The organism is Streptantibioticus ferralitis, assembly GCF_029223525.1.
GTDB classification, from domain to species: Bacteria; Actinomycetota; Actinomycetes; order Streptomycetales; family Streptomycetaceae; genus Streptantibioticus_A; species Streptantibioticus_A ferralitis.
This window is the reverse complement of record NZ_JARHTQ010000032.1, coordinates 41,873-61,849: the sequence shown is the minus strand read 5'-3', so window position 1 is coordinate 61,849 and position 19,977 is coordinate 41,873. Positions and strand designations below refer to the sequence as shown.

Here is a 19,977-nt window from a genome sequence, read left to right as displayed (position 1 = left end):
GTGTGTGCGTCTTCAGCGTTGCCGACGGGGGGTGGCTGAAGCGATGGGGCAGGGCTCCGTAACGGGAGGGGGTTTTCCCCACCCTCCGCCCTGCGGTTCGCCATCAGTGCGGCAGTCAGTGCCTCTTCAGGCTAGGGAGCGGCACCGGCCCGTTCCTCCTCCGCCGGGACGAACCACGGGTATGAGGAAGGGCGGGGCTTCCCCTAGGGGTCTGCGACTTTCGGACGACACAGAGCGCACCCCCCGTCCGAGAAGTACGGGGGGTGCGGGTCGGGGGGCCCAGGCCAGGGGCGCTAGGGGCGGTCGGGGGTCTGGTCGGGCAGCGGGCGGCCGGTGAGGGTGGCCAGGCTGGTGCGGACGTGGGTCAGATGGGAGCTGATCTCATCGCGGCGCACCTCGTGCTCGCGCAGTTCGCGTTCGCTGTCGCGGGCGACGCGTTCGGCCATCGCCTGTGCCTGGGCGACGATCGCCGCGGCCTCGGCGTCCGCGTCGGCCGCACGGCGGGCGGCCGTCTCCTCCGCGTCGGCGTGGGCGTGTTGTGCGTCGGCGAGCAGCCGCTCCGCCCGGTCGGCGAGGTCGGTGAGGTAGCCGTCCACCGCCGCCTCGCGCTCGGCGAGCTGGCTCCCCATCTCCGCCAGCCGCTGGCGCTGCTCCTTCTCGTGCTCGGCGACGGTACGCGCGACGTCCTGCCGGACGCCGTCGAGGGCGCGTTCGGCCTCCTCGCGGGTCCGGGCGGCCTCCTGCGCCGCCGCGCCGCGCACCTGCGCGGCGTAGTGCTCGGCCGCGGCGCACACGCCCTCGGCGGCTTCCTCGGCGGTGGCTCCGCGCTGCCGCGCCTCCGCGACCGCCTGCTCTCTCAGCTCCTGCCCGGCCCGCTCCGCCGCCTCGTACGAGCGCCGGGCCTCGGCCTCCGCCCGGTCCCGTACGTCCGCGGCCTCCTCCTCGACCGTCCGCAGCAGCCGTTGCGCGCCCGCGCCGAGGGCCTCGTACGTCACCGGACCGAGCGCCTCGATGGCCGCCCGCAGGCCGGTGGCCTCGGCGTCCATCTCGTTGGCGAGAACCGTCAGGCGCGCGGCGCGCTCCCAGGCCGCGTCGCGTTCCGCTGACAGGGCGGCGAGGAAGGCATCGACCTGCTCGACCCGGTAGCCGCGGCCCCGTGCGGCGGTGCTGAAGCCCTCGGGGGTCATCGACATCACCATGCTCAGCCCCTTGTCTCTGCTAACCCGCCCTATCTTTCATGATTTGGGCGAAATATTCATGCCGCAACACTCCGCTGACCCTCTACCCAGCCTGCGTCACGACGCGCCCGAACCGCCCCATCTCGGGGTCGCGGTATCGCGCCGGAGCGCGCCCGCGCGCCGTCCGCGCCGTCCCGCGGCGGAAAACAGCGGCGCGCCCCGCCGGGATCGACGGGGCGCGCCTTTTCGCGTTGGATCGCGGACCGCTACAGCAGTCCGTCCCACATCTGCTCGAGCAGCACCGCCCACCAGTGGTCCGGCGAGGCCAGCGCCGCCGGGTCGAGCGCGGCGAGCTGCGACTGGAAGTCGACCGTCCAGCGACCCGCCTGGTCGGGCGTGAGGCCGAGCCGCAGCCGCCACATTCGGCCCAGCAGCGCCAGGCAGCGGGCGAACTCCGGCAGGCTGGAGTTGACGAACTGCGCCGGGCTGGACTGCGCACCGGGCGCCGCCTCCAGCGGTACGGCCATGATGTACGCGGTTCCGTACTGCACGCACAGCTGCCTGCCGAAGTCATTGCCCATGACCAGGTACGACGCCGCGTCCGGCGCCGCCTGCACACCGCGTTCCGCGGCGACCTCGGCGAGCGTCGGCACCGGGCGCCCGGGCTGCGCCTGCGCCCAGAAGAACGGCCCGAAGTCGGTCGGCAGACCGGCCCAGACCAGCGTCTGCGCCACGATGTCGGGGACACCCTGGCGGGCCACCGCCCGCTGATCGAAACGGAACACGCCCTGCGGGCCGAACGCCTGCGCCAGTTCCTGCCCGATGGCGTCGAGCGGAACCGGTGGAACGCGCTGCACCTGCTGCGGGTCGGGCAACGGCACACGCTGCGGACGCGGGCGCGCCGGACCGTCCGCGACCTGCGCCAACTCGCCCTGGTGGGTGAGCAGATGCTGCACGCCCTGCTGGCGCGAGGCGTGGTCGCGGCCGTACGGCGCGGTGTGGCTGATCCGTACCTGCGGCCAGGTCTCGCGGATCATCCGGGCGCAGTAGCCGCCGGGTAGTTCGCAGGACTCCAACTCGGTGTGGAGTTCCAGCACTTGCTGCGGCGGAACGTTCAACGACCGCAGCTCGTGCAGTATCTGCCACTCGGGGTGCGGCGTGCCGGGCGCGGAGCGGCGGATGATCTGCTGCTCGGAACCGTCTGTGGCGCGGTAGCGCAGTACGGCCATGTAGCCGGGTCCGACGACCGGCACACCCTGCGGCGGCTGCGGGAAGCCGTAGCCGCCCCCGGCAGCCCCGTGGGCCGCACCGGGCGGCGGGGGCGGCGGCGGAGGCATGCCGGGACCGCCCTGTGCACCGGGCGGGCCCGAGGGCGCGGCGAGCATCGTCGCGGCGGCATGGCTACCGCCCCCCGCACCCGGCGGCGGGGGCATGCCCGGCCCCCCCGGCGCATGGCCGCCGGGAGGCGGCGGGGGCATACCGGGCCCGCCGGGACCGCTGGCGAGCATGGTGGCCGCCGCATGCGCACCGCCCCCCGCGCCCGGAGGCGGCGGGGGCATACCCGGCACGCCAGGCGCGGCGGGCGGCGCAGTGGCCGCGCCGCCGGGACGCCCGGCGGCACCGGCGACTCCCGGCGGCGGCGGAGGCGGCGGAGGCGGCGGAGTGCCGGGACCACCGGGGCCGCCCAGCGGGTCGGACGGCGTGGCGAGCATCGTCGCGGCGGCATGGTTGCCGCCGCCCGCACCCGGGGGCGGCATCGGGGCACCCGGAGGTGTCGGGGCGCCCGGCGGCTTCGGGCCGTCGGCGTCCAACGACGGCATGAGCTGGGTCGGGATGTAGCCACCGGCCGCGGGGGCGGGCGGCGGCGTCTTACCGCGGGGCATCGCCTTGGACGTCTCGGCGTCCGCGATGTCCCCCGGGGTGAGCCAGCCGGGCGGCGGGGTGGCGTGCACCGCGGGCCCGGTGGGCGGCGGAAGATGCGGGGTGGCCTGGCCGCCCGGGGCGTTCCAGCCCGGCGGCGGGGTGCTGGTGGCGGGCGGCGGGGGCGTCGCCGGGCCGCCGGAGGCCGCATCGTCGAGCGCGGGCGCGATCCGGGTCGGCGGCAACGCGCTGCCGCTCGGCAGCAGTTCGGTCTTGGCGTCCGCACGGGCACCCGGCGGCGGAGTGTCCAGACCGTCCGAGCCGCTGATCGGCGGCGCGAAAACGGTCGCGGGCGGCGCTACGGACGCCGCCGCGGAGGCCGCGCCCGAGTCGGCGTTGGCATCCGCCCACGGGGTGGCCGACGACGCGCTGGTCGATCCGGTGGCCGTGACCGAGCCCGTGTCCCCCGGACCGGCGGCTGCCGCGGCCTGCGGAGCCGAACTCGCCGACGAGGCGGCCGAGTCGGTATCGGCGGCCGCGGCGGACGCGGTCGAGGCCGCCTCCGCCGGCGAAGCGGCCGCGCCCTGTCCGGTGCGCCCGGACGACCGGCGCTGATCGGGAATGCCCAGCTTGTCGGCCGCGTCCTGGAGCCACTGCGGCGGGCTCAGCAGGAACGAAGTCGCCTCCAGGTCAAGCCGCTTCGGCGGCTCGGCCACCGCTTCGGGCTCCGGCTCCTCGGCGGTCCCGTACGCGAGCGCGTACTGCTGGATCACCTCGTCCACCGGCAGCGCGGGCCACAGCGTGGTGCGGCCGTCCTCGCGGGCGATGACCAGCCGCGACCGGGCACCGTCCGACGTCGGGCCGTCCTCGCGGTCCTCCGCCCAGACGACGTAACCGAGGTCGAACTCCCGGACCCGCACCTCACGGCGTTCGTACGCCGGTACGTCACCGTTGACCCAGGCCTCGGCGCGCTCGCGCGCCTGCGTGAAAGTAACCACTGGGCCGACTCACTCCTCCACCGGGACGGCCTGCGCGAAGCCGCCGTCCACCATCAGGTTCGCCACGGTTTCCAACTCCGGCGGATTGCCCGCGAGTCGCAGCAGGAACGCGTCGAAATCATCACCGCACGGCAGCAGTAGCGAACCGACCCTCTGCTGCGGCGAGTCCCAGTAGTCGTTCGTGTCGCGCGCGTCGTCGTACGGACAGAACCACACCGTGCCGATCCGCTCGCCCTTGACCTTCACCGCCAGCAGACCGCCCTGCACATATCCGATGCCCAGGTAGTCCTTGGTGAGGTGGTCGCGCAGGCACTTGTTGGCGTACCGCAGGTCATCGGTGGCCGCTTCGTCCCGTACCGCGAAGAACGGCTGGTCGATCAGGAGTCCGAGGTCGGGATCGAGCGCGACGCCGACCGCCGGGCGACCGCCCGATGCCTTCAGGAAGCCGCGGTACGCACCCGGCAGCCGGTAGCCGAGGTCCTCCTCGACCTCGCGCAGCCGCCGCTCGCCGAGGGCTGCGAACACGGACTCGGGTTCGCCGGCGTCGACGTCTTCTGACACCGCGAAGTGCACCGGCCGGGTCTCCTGCAACGGGCGTGTGCCGCGCTTGTCCTGGTCGGCCGCGGCCGTCGCCAGCCCGCCGTGGTGCCGCAGCAGCGCCTTGACCTCCACCGGCACCAGCTCCATTCGGCGGCTGCCGACGACGTGGTGCCAGGTCCAGCCGTGCGGGGTGGCGACCGGCGACGCGGAATAGGCGCCGCGGCCCGCAGGGCCTCCGTTGAGGGTGGTGGTGGGCGACGCGGAATTGGCGCCGCGGCCCGCAGGGCCTCCGTTGAGGGTGGTGGTGGGCGACGCGGAATTGGCGCCGCGGCCCGCAGGGCCTCCGTTGAGGGTGGTGGTGGGCGACGGGCGGGTGAACAGCTCGTGGCCCGCGTGGTGGAGTGCGGCGTTCGCCGATACGTAGTCGGTGAGCCGGAGTTCGTCGACGCCGAAGCCCTCCGGGGGCTCGGCGATCTCGGCGGCGGCTCGCGCATAAGGCGAGAAGTCCGGATAGCCGTGTTCGTCCACCCACACGCCCTGCGGGTAGCGGGCGGCCCGGATCGGGTCCGGGAAGTGCACGACCTGCCCGGCATAGGCAGCGTTCGGCGGGGCGGCCGTCGCCCCGAGCCGACCTGTCGTCATGGCGGATGCCCCCTGATGGATCTGTCGCTTGCAGCACAGCCTATGGGGTGTGGCAACACCCCGGATCCGGCACCTGCGCTGCCGGGACGTCACGCCCCGGCCAACGACGTGTCACGGCAGTGGCGTTGAGGGAGCGTTGCGGCAGGTTGGGATGGAAAACCGTCATAACCCAGTCACCGTCCCCACAATCCCGTCACCGTCACGTGACGAATCTCCCGTATTTACGCCCGCCTTCCGTACCAACAGGCACATTTGGCAGGCTGGCCCTCTCAACGGGGGATGCACGGGAGGGAAGCACGGTCTTGCAGACAACACAACAATCGCGAACCGGCGCGACGGCGGAGGCGATATCCACCGATCCGCGGCTCAGCTGGAGCAGCGGCGGTGGTACCGGAACCCGCCCGCTCGGTCCGCCGCCGGTGCTGCGGCACCGGCGCGACGGCATCCTCCCCGCCGTCGCCGCCGCCCTGTCCGTCCGCGGCGAAACCCTGACCTGCACCGGCGCCAAGGGCGACACCCCGCCGGAACACCATCCGCTGGTGGCCGCGTTCCTCGCCGGGCTGCCCATCGCGCAGCGCACCCGCACCACCGGGCGATGTCCGGAACCCGTACTGCTGTCCCGGTTCCTGACCGCCCTCGCCGCCGGGCGCAGCGGCCGCGCCGCCCGCAGACCGCTCAGCCACAGCGAAGCCCGCAAGGCCCTCAAGCACAGCAAGCTCACCGCCCGCCGGATCCGCGAGGACGGCGACCCGGAGCACGGGGCGTACGCCTCGCCGTGCCGCACCTGCGCCCCGCTGCTCGCCCACTTCGGGGTACGCGCCGTCGACCCGACCCAGGACAAGGAGTGACCCCGGTGCAAAGCACCTCGATGGACGGCGACGGCGGCACGACCCCCCGCTTCCCGGACACCGTGGACGCCGCCCTGCGGGCGGCGGGCTGGCAGCCGAGCCGCTGGGACATAAAGCAGGCCGAGATATGGGCCGACGAGCTGCGCGGGTACGTCTCACCCGGCGGCCACCGGCACGCCGTCTTCCCGGCCGCCGTCGAGGTCTGGGCGGAATTCGGCGAACTGGCGATCCCGGCGCACAAGGGGAAGGGACGCGAGGTCGCGCCGACCGGGCTGGTCGTCGACCCGCTGCGCGGGCTGCACCTCGCCCGTACCTTCGCGGACCTCGGCCGCGCGCTGGACACCGAGGTATGCCCGCTGGGGATCGAGTCCGACGGCCAGGCGCATCTGGCCATCGACGCGCAGGGGCGGGTCTACGCCATCGACCACACCGGCGACTGGTACCTGGGCGAGACCTTCGACCAGGCCGCGGCCGGCCTGGTCACCGGGGCCCGGCCCATTCGGCTTTCGGTGAGCGGATACTGAACCGTCCCGGGGGAGGCCCCCCGGGACGGCCACATCGACCGGCGGTCTCCCGTCGGACGCGAACCCGGGTTCAGACCCGGGCCGGAATGACCGCGGAGACCCGGAACCCGCCGCTGCGGCTGGGTCCCGCCACAAAACCGCCGCCCAGGGCGGACACCCGCTCCTTCATGCCGACCAGGCCATTGCCCCCACTGGGCAGCCCGGCCGACGGCTGGCCGTCGGGCGGGCCGTTCTCCACCAGGACGGCTATCTCCTCGGCGCGGTACGCGACGCGTACCAGCGTCGTGGCGCCGACCGCGTGCTTGTGGACGTTGGTCAGCGCCTCCTGCACCACCCGGTACGCGGTCCGCTCGACCGGCGCCGCCAACGGCCGCCGGTCACCCTCCTCCGACAGCGACACCGCCATTCCGGCCGCCCGCGACTGCTCCACCAGCACACCGAGCTGCGCCAGGTACGGACCGTCACCGTCCGGTTCCGCCGACCGCTCGGTCACCGCCGGCACCGGCCGCACCACGGGCTCCGCCGGGCGCGCCGCCCCGCCCGCCGCCGGTTCGGTACGCAGTACGCCCAGCATCTGCCGCAACTCGTTCAACGCCTGGCGGCCCATGTCACCGAGCAGCTCCGCGCTGCCCACCGCACGGTCCGGATCGTCCCGCACCACCGACCGCAGCGCCGAGGCGTGCACCACCATCAGACTCACCCGGTGCGCGACCACGTCATGCATCTCGCGGGCGATCCGGGTCCGCTCCTCGATACGGGCCCGCTCGGCCCGCTCCCCCGCCTTCTCCGCCAGCAGCGACAGCTCCCGCTCCAGACCGTCGGCCCGCTCCCGCAGCGTCTCCACCAGCCGCCGCCGCGCCCCCACGTACAGGCCGAGCAGCACCGGCGGCGCGGTCAGGCCAACCGCCACCAGCACCGTGATCGCCACCACGCCCCACTTGGCGCTCGGGCTGCTGCCATGGCGCACGACGTCGTGATGCGTCTGGATGAACGCCACGATCAGCGTCCCGGCCCCGGTCATCACCGCCAGCGAGGCGATGATCCGCCGCGGCACATCGGACGCGGCCAGCGTGTACAGGCTGGCCACCCCCAGCACCAGGCCCATCTGCGCCGGGGTGACCGCCAGCGCGATCAGCACCACCGCGATCGGCCAGCGCCGCCGCAACAGCAGCGTGGCGCCGACCACGAACCCGAAGCCCATGCCCAGCGTGACCGGAATCCCGCTGCTGTGCGCGAACGAGACACCTTCCGCCGCGCACTCCACCGCTGACACCACGGCCAGTGACGCATCCAGTACCAGGCTGCGCCGTCTGGCCCACCACCACGGCCCACCGGGCGCACCGCCTCCCGGCACGTCCGGCTCCGTGACCCCCGTCATCGTCATACCTGTCAGCCTAAAGGCCCGGCACCCGAACCAGCCGGGCACCGCCCGTACCCGCCCACCACCGGCGCAGGTGGGGCGAACAGAACGGGCGGCGCAAACCGCTCCGCTGCCCACCCATCGGACGCCGCGACCGCCGTCAGCGGCGGCGCATATCCTGGTGCCCGTCGGACAGCGCGGTCCGCACCGTCAGCCGTTCCCTGCCAAGGAGCCGCACCTGTGAGCAGCGCCGACACCACGCCCGACCCGACAGACCACGCGGCGGACAACGCCGCCCTGCGCGCCGACATCCGCCGCCTGGGAGAACTGCTCGGGGAGACGCTGGTCCGCCAAGAGGGCCAGGAACTGCTCGACCTGGTCGAGCGGGTCCGGGCACTGACCCGTAGCGATGGCGAAGCAGCCGCCCGGCTGCTCGGCGAGACCGACCTGCCGACCGCCACCAAGCTGGTCCGTGCCTTCTCCACCTACTTCCACCTGGCGAACATCACCGAGCAGGTGCACCGCGGCCGCGAACTGCGGGCCCACCGCGCCGCCGAGGGCGGTCTGCTGGCCCGCACCGCCGACCAGCTCAAGGACGCGGACCGCGACCACCTGCGCGAGACCGTCAAGCACCTGAACGTACGGCCGGTCTTCACCGCCCACCCCACCGAGGCGGCCCGCCGCAGCGTACTGAACAAGCTGCGCCGTATCGCCGCGCTGCTGGAGGCCCGGGACGCCTCCGGCGGTGACCACCGCCGCCAGGACCTGCGGCTGGCCGAGAACATCGACCTGCTGTGGCAGACCGACGAACTGCGCGTGGTGCGCCCCGAGCCGGCCGACGAGGCCCGCAACGCCGTCTACTACCTCGACGAGCTGTTCCAGGGCGCGGCCGGCGACGTACTGGAGGACCTCGCCACCGAACTGGAGCGCGTCGGCGCCCCGCTGCCCGCCGACACCCGCCCGCTCACCTTCGGCACCTGGATCGGCGGTGACCGCGACGGCAACCCCAACGTCACCCCCCAGGTGACCTGGGAGGTCCTGATCCTCCAGCACGAACACGGGATCAACGACGCGCTCGCCCTCGTCGACGACCTGCGCGCCGCACTGTCCAACTCCATCCGCAACTGCGGTGCCAGCGACGAGCTCCTCGCCTCCCTGGACCAGGACCTGGCCAACCTGCCGGAGATCAGCCCGCGCTACAAGCGGCTCAACGCCGAGGAGCCCTACCGGCTGAAGGCCACCTGCATCCGGCAGAAGCTGATCAACACCCGGGAGCGGCTCGCCGCCGGCACCGCACACGCGCCGGGCCGCGACTACCTCGGCACCGGCGAGCTGCTGCACGACCTCAGCCTGCTCCAGGACTCGCTGCGTGCCCATCGCGGCGGTCTGATCGCCGACGGGCGCCTGGAGCGCGTCCGGCGCACCATCGCCTCCTTCGGCCTCCAGCTCGCCACCATGGACGTCCGCGAGCACGCCGACGCCCACCACCACGCCCTCGGCCAGCTGTTCGACCGCCTGGGCGAGGAGTCCTGGCGCTACGCGGACATGCCGCGCGACTACCGGCGCAAGCTGCTCGCCAAGGAACTGCGCTCCCGCCGCCCGCTCGCCCCCACCCCCGCGCCGATGGACGCCGCGGGCGCCAAGACGCTCGGGGTGTTCCACACCATCCGCGAGGCGTTCGAGCGCTTCGGCCCCGAGGTCGTCGAGTCGTACATCATCTCCATGTGCCAGGGCGCCGACGACGTGTTCGCCGCCGCCGTCCTCGCCCGTGAAGCGGGGCTGATCGATCTGCACGGCGGCGTCGCCAGGATCGGCATCGTGCCGCTGCTGGAGACCACCGACGAACTCCAGCAGGCCGACCGCATCCTCGACGAGATGCTCGCCGACCCCTCCTACCGCAAGCTCGTCTCCCTCCGCGGCGACGTGCAGGAGGTCATGCTCGGCTACTCCGACTCCTCCAAGTTCGGTGGCATCACCACCAGCCAGTGGGAGATCCACCGCGCCCAGCGGCGGCTGCGCGACGTCGCCCACCGCTACGGGGTACGGCTGCGCCTCTTCCACGGCCGCGGCGGCACCGTGGGCCGTGGCGGCGGCCCCACCCACGAGGCGATCCTCGCCCAGCCCTGGGGCACCCTGGAGGGCGAGATCAAGGTCACCGAGCAGGGCGAGGTCATCTCCGACAAGTACCTGATCCCCTCACTCGCCCGGGAGAACCTGGAACTGACCGTCGCCGCCACCCTGCAGGCCTCCGCCCTGCACACCGCGCCCCGGCAGCCCGAAGAGGCGCTGGCCCGCTGGGACGCCGCGATGGACCACATCTCCGACGCCGCCCACGCCGCCTACCGCAGGCTGGTCGAGGACCCGGACCTGCCCGCCTACTTCTTCGCCGCCACCCCCGTCGACCAGCTCGCCGAACTCCACCTCGGCTCCCGCCCGTCCCGCCGCCCGGACTCGGGCGCCGGACTCGACGGGCTGCGGGCCATCCCGTGGGTGTTCGGCTGGACCCAGTCCCGGCAGATCGTCCCCGGCTGGTTCGGTGTCGGCTCAGGCCTCAGGGCCGCGCGCGAAGCGGGCCTGGACACCACGCTGGACGAAATGCGGCAGCACTGGCACTTCTTCCGGAACTTCCTGTCCAACGTGGAGATGACGCTGGCCAAGACCGACCTGCGCATCGCCCGCCACTACGTCGACACCCTCGTGCCCGACCACCTCAAGCACGTCTTCGACACCATCGAGGCCGAGCACGAACTGACCATGAACGAGGTCCTGCACCTCACCGGCGAAGCCGAACTCCTCGACTCCAACCCGGTGTTGAAGCAGACCTTCCATGTGCGGGACGCCTACCTGGACCCCATTTCCTACCTCCAGGTGGCACTGCTGCACCGGCAGCGGCAGGCAGTCGAAGCCGGCGAGGAACCCGACCCCGCCCTGGGCCGCGCCCTGCTGCTCACCGTCAACGGCGTCGCCGCCGGACTGCGCAACACCGGCTGACCCGTCCGGCCTTCGCCCCCGGCGATCAGCCGAGGGCGAAGGCCGCCACCAGCAACGCCGCCCCCGCCGCGACCGCTCCCCACGCCACCCGCCGCAGCCGCAACCCCGCCGCGATCACCGGCGCCGCCAGCAGCAGCGCCCCGGCGAACGGCACCAAGGCGTGCGCGATACCCGGCAGCCCGGTCCGCACCACCTCGTCGGATCCGGGCACGACCCACACGTCGATCGTCTCCCCGGTCCGCTTGGTGACCGACTTGTCGATGGTCACCCGCGCCCGCGGCGAACCCGCACCACTCGGTGTGAAGGGCCCGGAACACACGCTGTCGTCGCACGACACCACGCGCATCGCCCCCTGCTCACGGCCCGACGCCCAGGCGCCCTGTCCCCAACTCCACGACATCCACGCCCCGCTGGCCAGCACCACCAGCACCACCGCGGCGAATACCAACAACTTGCCGAGCAGCAGCAGCCCGTACGCGCTCTCGCCGATCCGGCGGGCACGACTCCGTTTGACCGTGCGGGTGACCATGCGGGCGATCTTTGGCCATCGCCCGCCGCCCGGTCAACCGCCGCATGCCGACGGCGACCGCGTCCGTCAGCTGTTGTACGTGCTCTGCGCGCGCTCCAGCCCCTCGGCCATCAGCGCCTCCACCGCATCGGCCGAACGGTCCACGAACCAGTCCAACTCCTTGCGCTCCGTGGAGGAGAAGTCCCTGAGCACGAACGTCGCCACCTCCATCCGCCCCGGCGGACGCCCGATCCCGCACCGCACCCGCAGATAGTCGGGACCCAACGACTTGGTGATCGACTTCAGCCCGTTGTGACCGTTGTCACCGCCGCCCTTCTTCAACCGCAGCGTGGCGTAGTCGATGTCCAACTCGTCATGGACGACGATCAGCCGGTCCACCGGGATCTTGTAGAAGTCGCGCAGCGCCGTCACCGGCCCACCCGACAGATTCATGAACGTCATCGGCTTGGCCAGCACCACCCGCCGGCCGCTGATGCGCCCCTCCGCCACCTGGGCCCTGGCCTTGTGCGACTTGAACCGGCCACCCATCCGCTCGGCCAGCAAATCCGCCACCATGAAGCCGATGTTGTGGCGGTTGCCCGCGAACTCGGGCCCCGGGTTACCCAGACCGGCCACCAGCCACGGTCCCTCAGGGGCACTCTGCGTCGCGCTCATGCTCACCTCTCCTGGAACGTACCGCAAAGCGAACCGCCGTCCGGCCATGGCCGGACGGCGGTTCGCACAAGCATGCCGAGCCGGCAGCCCTTAGGCGTCCGCGCCCTCGGCCTCGGCGGCCTCGCCCTCGGCCTGCGCGGCCACGACCTGGAGGACCACGGTGTCCGCCTCAACGGCCAGCGTGGTGCCCTGCGGCAGCGCGATGTCCTTGGCGAGCACCGAAGCACCGGCCTCCAGACCCGCCACGGAGACGGTCACCGACTCCGGGATGTGGGTGGCCTCGGCCTCGACCGGCAGCGCGTTCAGCACGTGCTCAAGCAGGTTGCCGCCCGGGGCCAGCTCACCATCGACGTGGATCGGAATCTCGACGGAGACCTTCTCGCCCCGCTTGACCTGCAGCAGGTCGACATGCTCCAGGAAGCCCTTGATCGCGTCCTTCTGCACGGCCTTCGGGATGACCAGCTCGGACTTGCCGTCGATCTCCAGGCTGATCAGGACGTTCGGGGTCTTCAGCGCGAGCATCAGGTCGTGGCCCGGCAGCGCCACGTGCACCGGCGCGGCACCGTGACCGTAGACAACGCCCGGAACCTTGCCCTCACGACGGGCGCGGCGCGCGGAACCCTTACCAAACTCGGACCGCAGCTGGGCGGCGATCTTCACCTCGGACATGTCGGCACTCCTCGTGGACGACGGATACGGAATCTGCCGCTCGGTCCACGACGGACCTGCCTCGAAATCTCGAAAGCGCGTCGATAACGGATCACCGCCGAAGCGGTCTCCCTCGCCGAGCAACTCAAGGAGTCTACCCGCTGCCAAAAGCCGGGGGCCCCGCCCCCGGGGTCCGGGGGCGGGGCCCCCGGAAGAACCCCTTCACACCGCGCGCCGCAGGCGCTCAGTGGGCGCCGTTGAACAGGCTCGTCACCGAGCCGTCCTCGAACACCTCGCGGATCGCGCTCGCGATCATCGGCGCGATCGACAGCACCGTGATCTTGTCCAGCTCCAACTCGCCCGGCGTGGGCAGGGTGTCCGTGAAGACGAACTCGCTCACCTTCGAGTTCTTCAACCGATCGGCGGCCGGACCCGACAGCACACCGTGCGTCGCCGTCACGATCACGTCCTCGGCGCCGTTCGCGAACAGCGCGTCCGCCGCGGCGCAGATCGTGCCACCGGTGTCGATCATGTCGTCGACCAGGACGCAGATCCGGCCCTTCACATCACCGACGACCTCGTGCACCGTGACCTGGTTCGCCACATCCGGGTCACGCCGCTTGTGGACGATGGCCAGCGGCGCGCCCAGCCGGTCGCACCAGCGGTCCGCGACCCGCACCCGGCCCGCGTCCGGCGACACCACGGTCAGCTTGCTGCGGTCCACCTTGGTGCCCACGTAGTCCGCCAGCAGCGGCAGCGCGAACAGGTGGTCCACCGGACCGTCGAAGAAGCCCTGGATCTGGTCGGTGTGCAGATCCACCGTCAAGATCCGGTCCGCGCCCGCCGTCTTCATCAGATCGGCCATCAGCCGCGCGGAGATCGGCTCACGGCCACGGTGCTTCTTGTCCTGGCGGGCGTAGCCGTAGAACGGCACGACCACGGTGATGCGCTTCGCGGATGCCCGCTTCAGCGCATCGATCATGATCAGCTGCTCCATGATCCACTTGTTGATCGGAGCGGTGTGGCTCTGGATCACGAACGCGTCCGAACCACGCGCCGACTCCTCGAACCGCACGTAGATCTCGCCGTTCGCGAAGTCGAAGGCCTTCGTCGGCACCAACTGAGCACCCAGTTGATGCGCCACCTCCTCCGCCAGCTCGGGGTGGGCGCGGCCGGAGAAGAGCATCAATTTCTTCTCACCGGTCGTCTTGATCCCGGTCACTGCACCGTCTCCTTGATGACTTCGACTGGTGTTCGACGCAGCTTCGCCCACTCGTCGGGAAGCTGGCGGAATTTACGTGCACTCATACGGTACGCCCCCACCGGCACCGCCGTGCACCGACGAGACCTCCGTCACTCACCCTGTTCCGGCTGTCCAGAGGCCCGCTCCGCCGCCTTCGCGGCCGCGCTTCCCGGGCGCTTGCGGACCACCCAGCCCTCGATATTCCGCTGCTGACCACGGGCAACGGCCAACGCGCCGGCCGGCACATCCTTGATGACCACCGACCCGGCCGCGGTGTACACCCCGTCCCCCACCGTGACCGGCGCCACGAACATATTGTCCGCGCCGGTCCGGCAGTAACTGCCGACCGTGCTGTGGTGCTTACGCTCACCGTCGTAGTTCACAAAGACACTCGCCGCACCGATATTGGTGTATTCACCGATCGTTGCGTCACCCACATACGAAAGGTGCGGCACCTTCGTGCCCTCACCGATCACGGCGTTCTTCATCTCGACGTAGGTGCCGGCCTTGCTCTGCGGCCCCAGCTTCGTCCCCGGCCGCAGATACGCGTACGGGCCGACGCTGGCGCCCGGACCGATCTGAGCGCCCTCCGTCACCGACTTGATCACCCGGGCGTTCTCACCCACGACCGTGTCGGTCAGCGTGCACTCGGGACCGACCTCGGCACCCGCCGCCAACCGGGTCGCACCGTGCAGCTGCGTCCCCGGGTGCACCACGGTGTCCGGTGCGAACTCCACGGACACGTCCACCCACGTCGACGCCGGATCAACGACCGTGACACCGGCGAGCATCGCCGCGTTCAGGATCCGGTCGTTCAGCAGCCGGCGCGCCTCGGCGAGCTGCACCCGGTTGTTGATCCCCAGGATCTCCCGGTGGTCGGCGGCCACCGCCGCGCCCGCCCGGTGACCGGCCGCCCGCAGGATGGCCAGGGTGTCGGTGAGGTACTCCTCACCCTGTGCGTTATCCGTGGTGATCTTGGACAGCGCCTCGGCGAGCAGCTTGGCGTCGAAGGCGAACACCCCCGAGTTGATCTCGGTGATCGCGCGCTGCGCCTCGGTGGCGTCCTTCTGCTCGACGATCGCCGCGACGGCGCCGCCGCCGTCCCGCACGATCCGCCCGTAACCGGTGGAGTCGGGCACCTCGGCGGTCAGCACGGTGACGGCGTTGCCGTCGTTCTCGTGCGCGGCGGCCAGCGCGTGCAGCGTGTCGGCGGTCAGCAGCGGGGTGTCACCGCAGGTGATGATGACGGTCCCGTCGAGCGTGGTGCCCTGTTCGGCGAGCGAGTCAAGCGCCGTACGGACGGCGTTCCCGGTGCCCTTCTGCTCCTCCTGGACGGCGGTGCGGACGGCCTGGTCGATCCCGGCGAGGTGCGCGGTGACCTGCTCACGTCCATGGCCGACGACCACGACGAGGTGCTCGGGCGCCAGTTCACGCGCCGCGGCGACAACATGGCCGACCAGCGACCGCCCGCCGATCTCATGCAGGACCTTGGGCGTGGCCGACTTCATACGGGTGCCCTCACCCGCGGCGAGGACGACGACGGCAGCCGGACGGATGGGGCTCACGGGGGGGCTCCTCGGCGTTTGGGGTGTGGACATCCGCAGGATACCGAGGGGTAGAGGGTCACACATGCGGACGGGTCCCGACCTGGCGGTCAGGACCCGGATTCGAACTTTGAGCTCCGCTGCCAGGACTCGAACCTGGACAAGGGGCACCAAAAACCCCCGTGCTGCCGATTACACCACAGCGGATAGCAAAGATAACCAAAACGGACAATCGCTCACTCCGTCCGGCTGGCTCCCCCTACTATGCCGTACCACCAGCCTTCGACGCGACGGTATAGGTCCGCACTGTTCAACACCCGGATCACAAAGCAGCCGCGATACCCCTCTCCCACGTTCTTCCGGACCGTCTTCGGGTTGTGCTTCTTCAGCGTGGTCTTGTCCAGCGACGCGACGTCCACGCCCGCCAGATCGGCCCAGTAGCGCTCTGCCGCCGCCACGTCCGCAGACTCGTGGATCATCACGCGGAACCGCAGCCGTTCAGCTTCGACTCCCAACAGAGAGAGCCACGCCAAGTGGACACGGATCACGTCGGGATCACTGTTGACGAATGTGAGCCTTTCACGCAGCTGGTGAGGCTTGTCCTTCTCACCCTCAGCCCAATAGAGGCCCACCCCCACCAGGAACAGCTCGCGGTCCGTCATCGGCCCGATCTCGGCCGCGGCGGCAGTCTTCACCTGCCTCCGCAACAGCGCCTGCCGCCTTCGGTACGACGCCCAGCTCGCCTCCCGCATTCGGCGCGTCCGCTCCGGTGAAGGTTGAGGCCGGGGCAGGTCCCGCACCCACAACGAAACCGAACTCTTCGACACCCCCAACTTTTCGACGATCTCGTCGTACGTCTTCCCCGCGAGCCTCAACTCCCTTGCCCGCACCTGCAGTTCATGCTTTGCAGCAGTCATGCACCGAGCATGCATTCGAACCCAGCACCCACCCAAGAAGTTCGAATCCCAATCAACCGATCGAGTGCACTCACCCGATCAGCCGCACCCCTCACACGTTCGGTTCGTAGGAAGTTCTTTCGCCCGGCCCCTTGAAGGCCATCTGGGGCGGGCAGATTCCTCTGGTGGCCGGGTGTGCGTTATGTGCTCGTTGCGTTTGGCCCTGCCATACTTACGACGCCGTAGGTTACGGTTCCGTAGCTCCGTAGCCGCTTCCCATCCGAGGGACATCCATGACCACACAGCCGGACGTGATCACCGAGTCCCGGGAACCCGGGCCCGAGGAGGAACTGCCGCTTGCCACGCTTGGCGGCGACAGGAAAGGCTCGATCGAGCAGGTCACCCTGGCCCTGTTCATCGGCGTGCCGTTCGTGGCGCTGCTGGCGGCGATCCCGTTCGCCTGGGGTTGGGGGATGAGCTGGCTGGATCTCGGGCTGATGGTGGGGATGTACTTCCTCGGTTGCCACGGGATTACCGTCGGTTTCCACCGGTACTTCACGCACGGCTCGTTCAAGGCGAACCGGCCGTTGCGGATCGCATTGGCGATCGCCGGGTCGCTGGCGGTGGAGGGGCCGATCGTGCGGTGGGTGGCGGACCACCGACGGCACCACAAGTTCTCCGACGCGGAGGGTGATCCGCATTCGCCGTGGCGTTATGGCGAAACGGTTCCGGCCCTGTTGAAGGGGCTGTGGTGGGCGCATGTGGGCTGGATGTTCGACGAGGAGCGGACCCCGCAGCACAAGTACGCGCCGGATCTGATCAAGGACCCGGCGATTCGCGCGATCTCGCGGCAGTTCGTGTGGTGGACGTCGGCTTCGCTGTTGTTCCCGCCGCTGGTCGGTGGTCTGGTGACGATGTCGTGGACCGGGGCGTTCGCGGCGTTCTTCTGGGGCTCTCTGGTACGGGTGGCGCTGCTGCACCATGTGACGTGGTCGATCAACTCGATCTGCCACGCGGTGGGCAAGCGTCCGTTCAAGTCGCGGGACCGGTCCGGCAACGTGTGGTGGCTGGCGGTGCTGTCGTGCGGTGAGTCGTGGCACAACCTGCACCACGCCGATCCGACGTGCGCGCGGCATGGTGTGCTGCGCGGCCAGATCGACTCCAGTGCGCGGATCATTCGATGGTTCGAGCGGCTGGGCTGGGCCACGGATGTGCGCTGGCCGGACTCGGATCGGATCGCTGCCCGGCGTAAGGAAGATGTCGCCAAGGCGGCATGATGAGTGCTGTGGGGAGCGACAGCAGCACCGGTAGCGAAGTCAAGGGCGCGAGCAGGACGGCCACCGCGTCGGCGCGGCGCGGCCGCAGGGTGCGGATGACCGGCAAGGAGCGTCGCGAGCAGCTTTTGGACATTGGCCGGGCGCTGTTCGCGGAGCGTGGTTTCGAGGGCACTTCGGTGGAGGAGATCGCGCATCAGGCGGGTGTCTCCAAGCCGGTGGTGTACGAGCATTTCGGTGGCAAGGAAGGCCTGTACGCGGTTGTGGTGGACCGCGAGATGCGGGTACTGCTCGATATGGTGACGAGTGCGTTGACCGGTGGCCATCCGCGGGAGTTGCTGGAGCAGGCGGCGTTCGCGTTGCTGGATTACATCGAGCAGTCGACGGATGGTTTCCGTATTCTGGTGCGGGATTCTCCGGTGGCGCAGTCGACCGGTACGTTCGCGTCATTGATCAGTGATATCGCGACGCAGGTCGAGGACATTTTGGGGCTGGAGTTCAAACAGCGCGGTTTTGATGCCAAGCTGGCGCCGATGTACGCGCAGGCGCTGGTCGGGATGGTCGCGCTGACCGGGCAGTGGTGGCTGGACGCGCGGCGCCCGAAGAAGGCCGAGGTGGCCGCGCATCTGGTGAATCTGGCATGGAACGGACTGTCCGGCCTGGAGCCCAAGCCGCGGTTGATAGGTCACCGTAAGGCGTAGCGGCCGGGGTGTGACCGCGTGGCGTGGGCTCCGGGCCGGTGACGGCTGTCCGGGGGCTCCTTTTATTCGGGGTCAGCTCTTCTTGGTTGCCACGGCGAAGACGCGACGGAAGGGGAAGGCGGTCCCGCGCGGTCCTGCGGGGTAGGCCTTGCGCAGTAGGTCGCGGTATTGGGCGAGGAATTCGTCGCGGGCGGCCGGGTCATCGGTGAGTGCGGTGAGGATGGGGCGCAGTGCGGTGCCCTTGGTCCAGTCGAGTACGGGGTCGTCACCGGGCAGCAGTTGGACGTAGGTGGTTTCCCAGGCGTCGACCGTGCAGTCGAGGGTGTCGAAGAGTTCGAGGTATCCGGCGGGTTCCAGGATGTGTACATAGCCGCGGCCGTGGCCGGGGAGTCGGTCGCGCCACTGCGGGGCGTCGCAGAGTTCGGCGAGCAGGGCGTGGCTGGGTGAGGTGAAGTTGCCGGGCACCTGGAGGGCGATGGTGCCGCCGGGGGCGAGGGCCTCGATCCAGGTGGGCATCATGTCCGGGTGGTTGGGGACCCATTGGAGTGCGGCGTTGGAGACGATGAGGTCGTAGCGCTGGTCGGGGGTCCAGGTGGCCGCGTCGGCGCGCCGGAAGTGCAGGCTGCCGCCGCCGGGGGTGGGGCCCGCGTACTCCTGGGCGGCTTCGAGCATTTCGGCGGAGCTGTCGAGACCGGTGATGTGGGCGTCGGGCCAGCGGTCGGCGAGGACGGCGGTGACGTTGCCGGGGCCGCAGCCCAGGTCGGCGATGTGTGCGGGGGTGTGGGGGAGTTCGGGTATGCGGGATAGGAGGTCGTGGAAGGGTCGGGTCCGGTGCCCGGAGTGGCGGAGATACTGCTGCGGATCCCAGGTCGCCTGGTGCATGGCGGATCCCCTCAGGTGAGGTGCTCGTTCTGTGCGAGAGGCGCAGGGGGCCTCCTGTGGCCGACATTGCCCATGCGATCCAACTTTTATTCTCTCGACATCAAGAGACTTCATGTCGACACAACCACTACACTGATCGGCATGGAGGACGAGGTCGATCGGCTGGTGGCTGCGTGGCGCCGCGAGCGCCCTGACCTCGATGTGGGACCGCTTGAAGTGCTCAGCCGGGTCAGCAGGCTGGCGCGGCATCTGGATCGGGCGCGGCGGCTGGCGTTCGCCGAGCACAGCCTGGAGCCGTGGGAGTTCGACGTCCTCACCTCACTGCGCCGAGCCGGACCGCCGTATCAGCTCTCACCTGGGCAGTTGCTCACCCAGACGTTGGTGACCTCGGGGACGATGACCAACCGCATCGACAGGCTGGCCAAAAAGGGTCTGGTCGAGCGGCTGCCGGATCCCACTGACCGGCGCGGCGTGCTGGTGCGCCTCACCGCCGAGGGGCAGGACCAGGCGGATGAGGCGTTGGCCGGACTGCTGGCGCAGGAGCGGGCGATCCTCAGCGAGTTGTCGCCGCAGCAGCGTAGTGAACTCGCCGACCTGCTACGGCAGTTGACCGCACCGTTCGACAACTTCCCCAGCTGACCGGGGCTTCCCCGGCTAAGCGACCG

General features: G+C 70.8%; 17 protein-coding genes and 1 tRNA gene. 6 read left to right on the top strand and 12 right to left on the bottom strand.

All coding sequences use genetic code 11. The features are described 5' to 3' along the window. Positions 1–293 precede the first annotated feature (293 nt). From P2L57_RS32815 to P2L57_RS32805, 3 genes are all read right to left on the bottom strand, one after another. On the bottom strand, positions 294–1,199 hold the full coding sequence (locus P2L57_RS32815; RefSeq protein ID WP_275820806.1) for a coiled-coil domain-containing protein: 906 nt from the start codon (positions 1,197–1,199) through the stop codon (positions 294–296). Positions 1,200–1,444: 245 nt separating this feature from the next. Then, positions 1,445–4,036 (bottom strand): SUKH-4 family immunity protein, encoded by a 2,592-nt coding sequence (locus P2L57_RS32810; RefSeq protein ID WP_275820804.1) that lies wholly within the window; start codon positions 4,034–4,036, stop codon positions 1,445–1,447. A gap of 9 nt (positions 4,037–4,045) precedes the next feature. Next, positions 4,046–5,218 carry an SMI1/KNR4 family protein gene (locus P2L57_RS32805; RefSeq protein ID WP_275820801.1) on the bottom strand — a complete coding sequence of 391 codons (1,173 nt, stop codon included), beginning with the start codon at positions 5,216–5,218 and terminating at the stop codon, positions 4,046–4,048. A gap of 302 nt (positions 5,219–5,520) precedes the next feature. Between P2L57_RS32805 and P2L57_RS32800 the strand changes: the two genes are divergently transcribed. Beyond that, positions 5,521–6,066, top strand: coding sequence for a YwqJ-related putative deaminase (locus P2L57_RS32800; protein WP_275820799.1), 546 nt, complete (start codon positions 5,521–5,523; stop codon positions 6,064–6,066). A gap of 20 nt (positions 6,067–6,086) precedes the next feature. Then, the gene (locus P2L57_RS32795) at positions 6,087–6,590 is read left to right on the top strand and encodes an SUKH-3 domain-containing protein (protein ID WP_275820844.1); all 504 of its coding nucleotides are present in this window, start codon (positions 6,087–6,089) and stop codon (positions 6,588–6,590) included. Positions 6,591–6,660: 70 nt separating this feature from the next. Here P2L57_RS32795 and P2L57_RS32790 read toward each other — a convergent pair whose 3' ends face one another. Further along, positions 6,661–7,974: a sensor histidine kinase gene (locus P2L57_RS32790; protein ID WP_275820797.1), complete on the bottom strand. Its 1,314-nt coding sequence runs from the start codon at positions 7,972–7,974 to the stop codon at positions 6,661–6,663. 216 nt (positions 7,975–8,190) lie between these two features. On the opposite strand from P2L57_RS32790, the gene ppc reads away from it, so the two are divergent. After that, positions 8,191–10,941, top strand: coding sequence for a phosphoenolpyruvate carboxylase (ppc, locus tag P2L57_RS32785; RefSeq protein WP_275820795.1), 2,751 nt, complete (start codon positions 8,191–8,193; stop codon positions 10,939–10,941). Positions 10,942–10,966: 25 nt separating this feature from the next. Here the strand turns inward: ppc and P2L57_RS32780 are convergent, their stop codons facing one another. The 7 genes from P2L57_RS32780 to P2L57_RS32750 all read right to left on the bottom strand — a co-directional run bounded on the left by P2L57_RS32780 (position 10,967) and on the right by P2L57_RS32750 (position 16,476). Further along, complete coding sequence (locus tag P2L57_RS32780; RefSeq protein WP_275820793.1) at positions 10,967–11,470, bottom strand: hypothetical protein; 504 nt, start codon at positions 11,468–11,470, stop codon at positions 10,967–10,969. Positions 11,471–11,536: 66 nt separating this feature from the next. After that, entirely contained in the window at positions 11,537–12,124 is a 588-nt protein-coding gene (gene pth, locus P2L57_RS32775; RefSeq protein WP_275820791.1) for an aminoacyl-tRNA hydrolase, read from the bottom strand. A 90-nt stretch (positions 12,125–12,214) separates the two neighbouring features. Next, the gene (locus P2L57_RS32770; RefSeq protein ID WP_275820789.1) at positions 12,215–12,793 is read right to left on the bottom strand and encodes a 50S ribosomal protein L25/general stress protein Ctc; all 579 of its coding nucleotides are present in this window, start codon (positions 12,791–12,793) and stop codon (positions 12,215–12,217) included. 223 nt (positions 12,794–13,016) lie between these two features. Beyond that, complete coding sequence (locus tag P2L57_RS32765; protein WP_275820788.1) at positions 13,017–13,994, bottom strand: ribose-phosphate diphosphokinase; 978 nt, start codon at positions 13,992–13,994, stop codon at positions 13,017–13,019. A 131-nt stretch (positions 13,995–14,125) separates the two neighbouring features. Beyond that, positions 14,126–15,580, bottom strand: coding sequence for a bifunctional UDP-N-acetylglucosamine diphosphorylase/glucosamine-1-phosphate N-acetyltransferase GlmU (gene glmU / locus P2L57_RS32760; RefSeq protein ID WP_275820785.1), 1,455 nt, complete (start codon positions 15,578–15,580; stop codon positions 14,126–14,128). A 114-nt stretch (positions 15,581–15,694) separates the two neighbouring features. Beyond that, positions 15,695–15,766, bottom strand: a tRNA-Gln gene (locus P2L57_RS32755). Positions 15,767–15,795: 29 nt separating this feature from the next. Continuing rightward, the gene (locus P2L57_RS32750; protein ID WP_275820783.1) at positions 15,796–16,476 is read right to left on the bottom strand and encodes a hypothetical protein; all 681 of its coding nucleotides are present in this window, start codon (positions 16,474–16,476) and stop codon (positions 15,796–15,798) included. 272 nt (positions 16,477–16,748) lie between these two features. Here P2L57_RS32750 and P2L57_RS32745 point away from each other — a divergent pair, with 272 nt between their 5' ends. Next, on the top strand, positions 16,749–17,732 hold the full coding sequence (locus P2L57_RS32745; RefSeq protein ID WP_275820781.1) for an acyl-CoA desaturase: 984 nt from the start codon (positions 16,749–16,751) through the stop codon (positions 17,730–17,732). Then, on the top strand, positions 17,732–18,430 hold the full coding sequence (locus tag P2L57_RS32740) for a TetR/AcrR family transcriptional regulator (RefSeq protein WP_275820842.1): 699 nt from the start codon (positions 17,732–17,734) through the stop codon (positions 18,428–18,430). The genes P2L57_RS32745 and P2L57_RS32740 overlap by 1 nt, the downstream gene beginning before the upstream one ends. A 72-nt stretch (positions 18,431–18,502) precedes the next feature. Here the strand turns inward: P2L57_RS32740 and P2L57_RS32735 are convergent, their stop codons facing one another. Next, complete coding sequence (locus P2L57_RS32735) at positions 18,503–19,312, bottom strand: trans-aconitate 2-methyltransferase (RefSeq protein ID WP_275820779.1); 810 nt, start codon at positions 19,310–19,312, stop codon at positions 18,503–18,505. 141 nt (positions 19,313–19,453) lie between these two features. Between P2L57_RS32735 and P2L57_RS32730 the strand changes: the two genes are divergently transcribed. Next, positions 19,454–19,951, top strand: coding sequence for a MarR family winged helix-turn-helix transcriptional regulator (locus P2L57_RS32730; protein ID WP_275820777.1), 498 nt, complete (start codon positions 19,454–19,456; stop codon positions 19,949–19,951). The last annotated feature ends 26 nt before the right edge of the window (positions 19,952–19,977 follow it).

Excerpts from the sequence above, each read along its gene's own strand:
- P2L57_RS32805 (WP_275820801.1), bottom strand. The coding sequence starts at position 5,218 with ATGACGACAGGTCGGCTCGGGGCGACGGCCGCCCCGCCGAACGCTGCC.
- P2L57_RS32815 (WP_275820806.1), bottom strand. The coding sequence starts at position 1,199 with ATGGTGATGTCGATGACCCCCGAGGGCTTCAGCACCGCCGCACGGGGC.
- P2L57_RS32780 (WP_275820793.1), bottom strand. The coding sequence starts at position 11,470 with ATGGTCACCCGCACGGTCAAACGGAGTCGTGCCCGCCGGATCGGCGAG.
- pth (WP_275820791.1), bottom strand. The coding sequence starts at position 12,124 with ATGAGCGCGACGCAGAGTGCCCCTGAGGGACCGTGGCTGGTGGCCGGT.
- P2L57_RS32770 (WP_275820789.1), bottom strand. The coding sequence starts at position 12,793 with ATGTCCGAGGTGAAGATCGCCGCCCAGCTGCGGTCCGAGTTTGGTAAG.
- P2L57_RS32740 (WP_275820842.1), top strand. The coding sequence starts at position 17,732 with ATGAGTGCTGTGGGGAGCGACAGCAGCACCGGTAGCGAAGTCAAGGGC.
- P2L57_RS32730 (WP_275820777.1), top strand. The coding sequence starts at position 19,454 with ATGGAGGACGAGGTCGATCGGCTGGTGGCTGCGTGGCGCCGCGAGCGC.
- P2L57_RS32750 (WP_275820783.1), bottom strand. The coding sequence starts at position 16,476 with ATGACTGCTGCAAAGCATGAACTGCAGGTGCGGGCAAGGGAGTTGAGG.
- P2L57_RS32795 (WP_275820844.1), top strand. The coding sequence starts at position 6,087 with ATGGACGGCGACGGCGGCACGACCCCCCGCTTCCCGGACACCGTGGAC.
- P2L57_RS32735 (WP_275820779.1), bottom strand. The coding sequence starts at position 19,312 with ATGCACCAGGCGACCTGGGATCCGCAGCAGTATCTCCGCCACTCCGGG.
- P2L57_RS32790 (WP_275820797.1), bottom strand. The coding sequence starts at position 7,974 with ATGACGATGACGGGGGTCACGGAGCCGGACGTGCCGGGAGGCGGTGCG.
- P2L57_RS32745 (WP_275820781.1), top strand. The coding sequence starts at position 16,749 with ATGACCACACAGCCGGACGTGATCACCGAGTCCCGGGAACCCGGGCCC.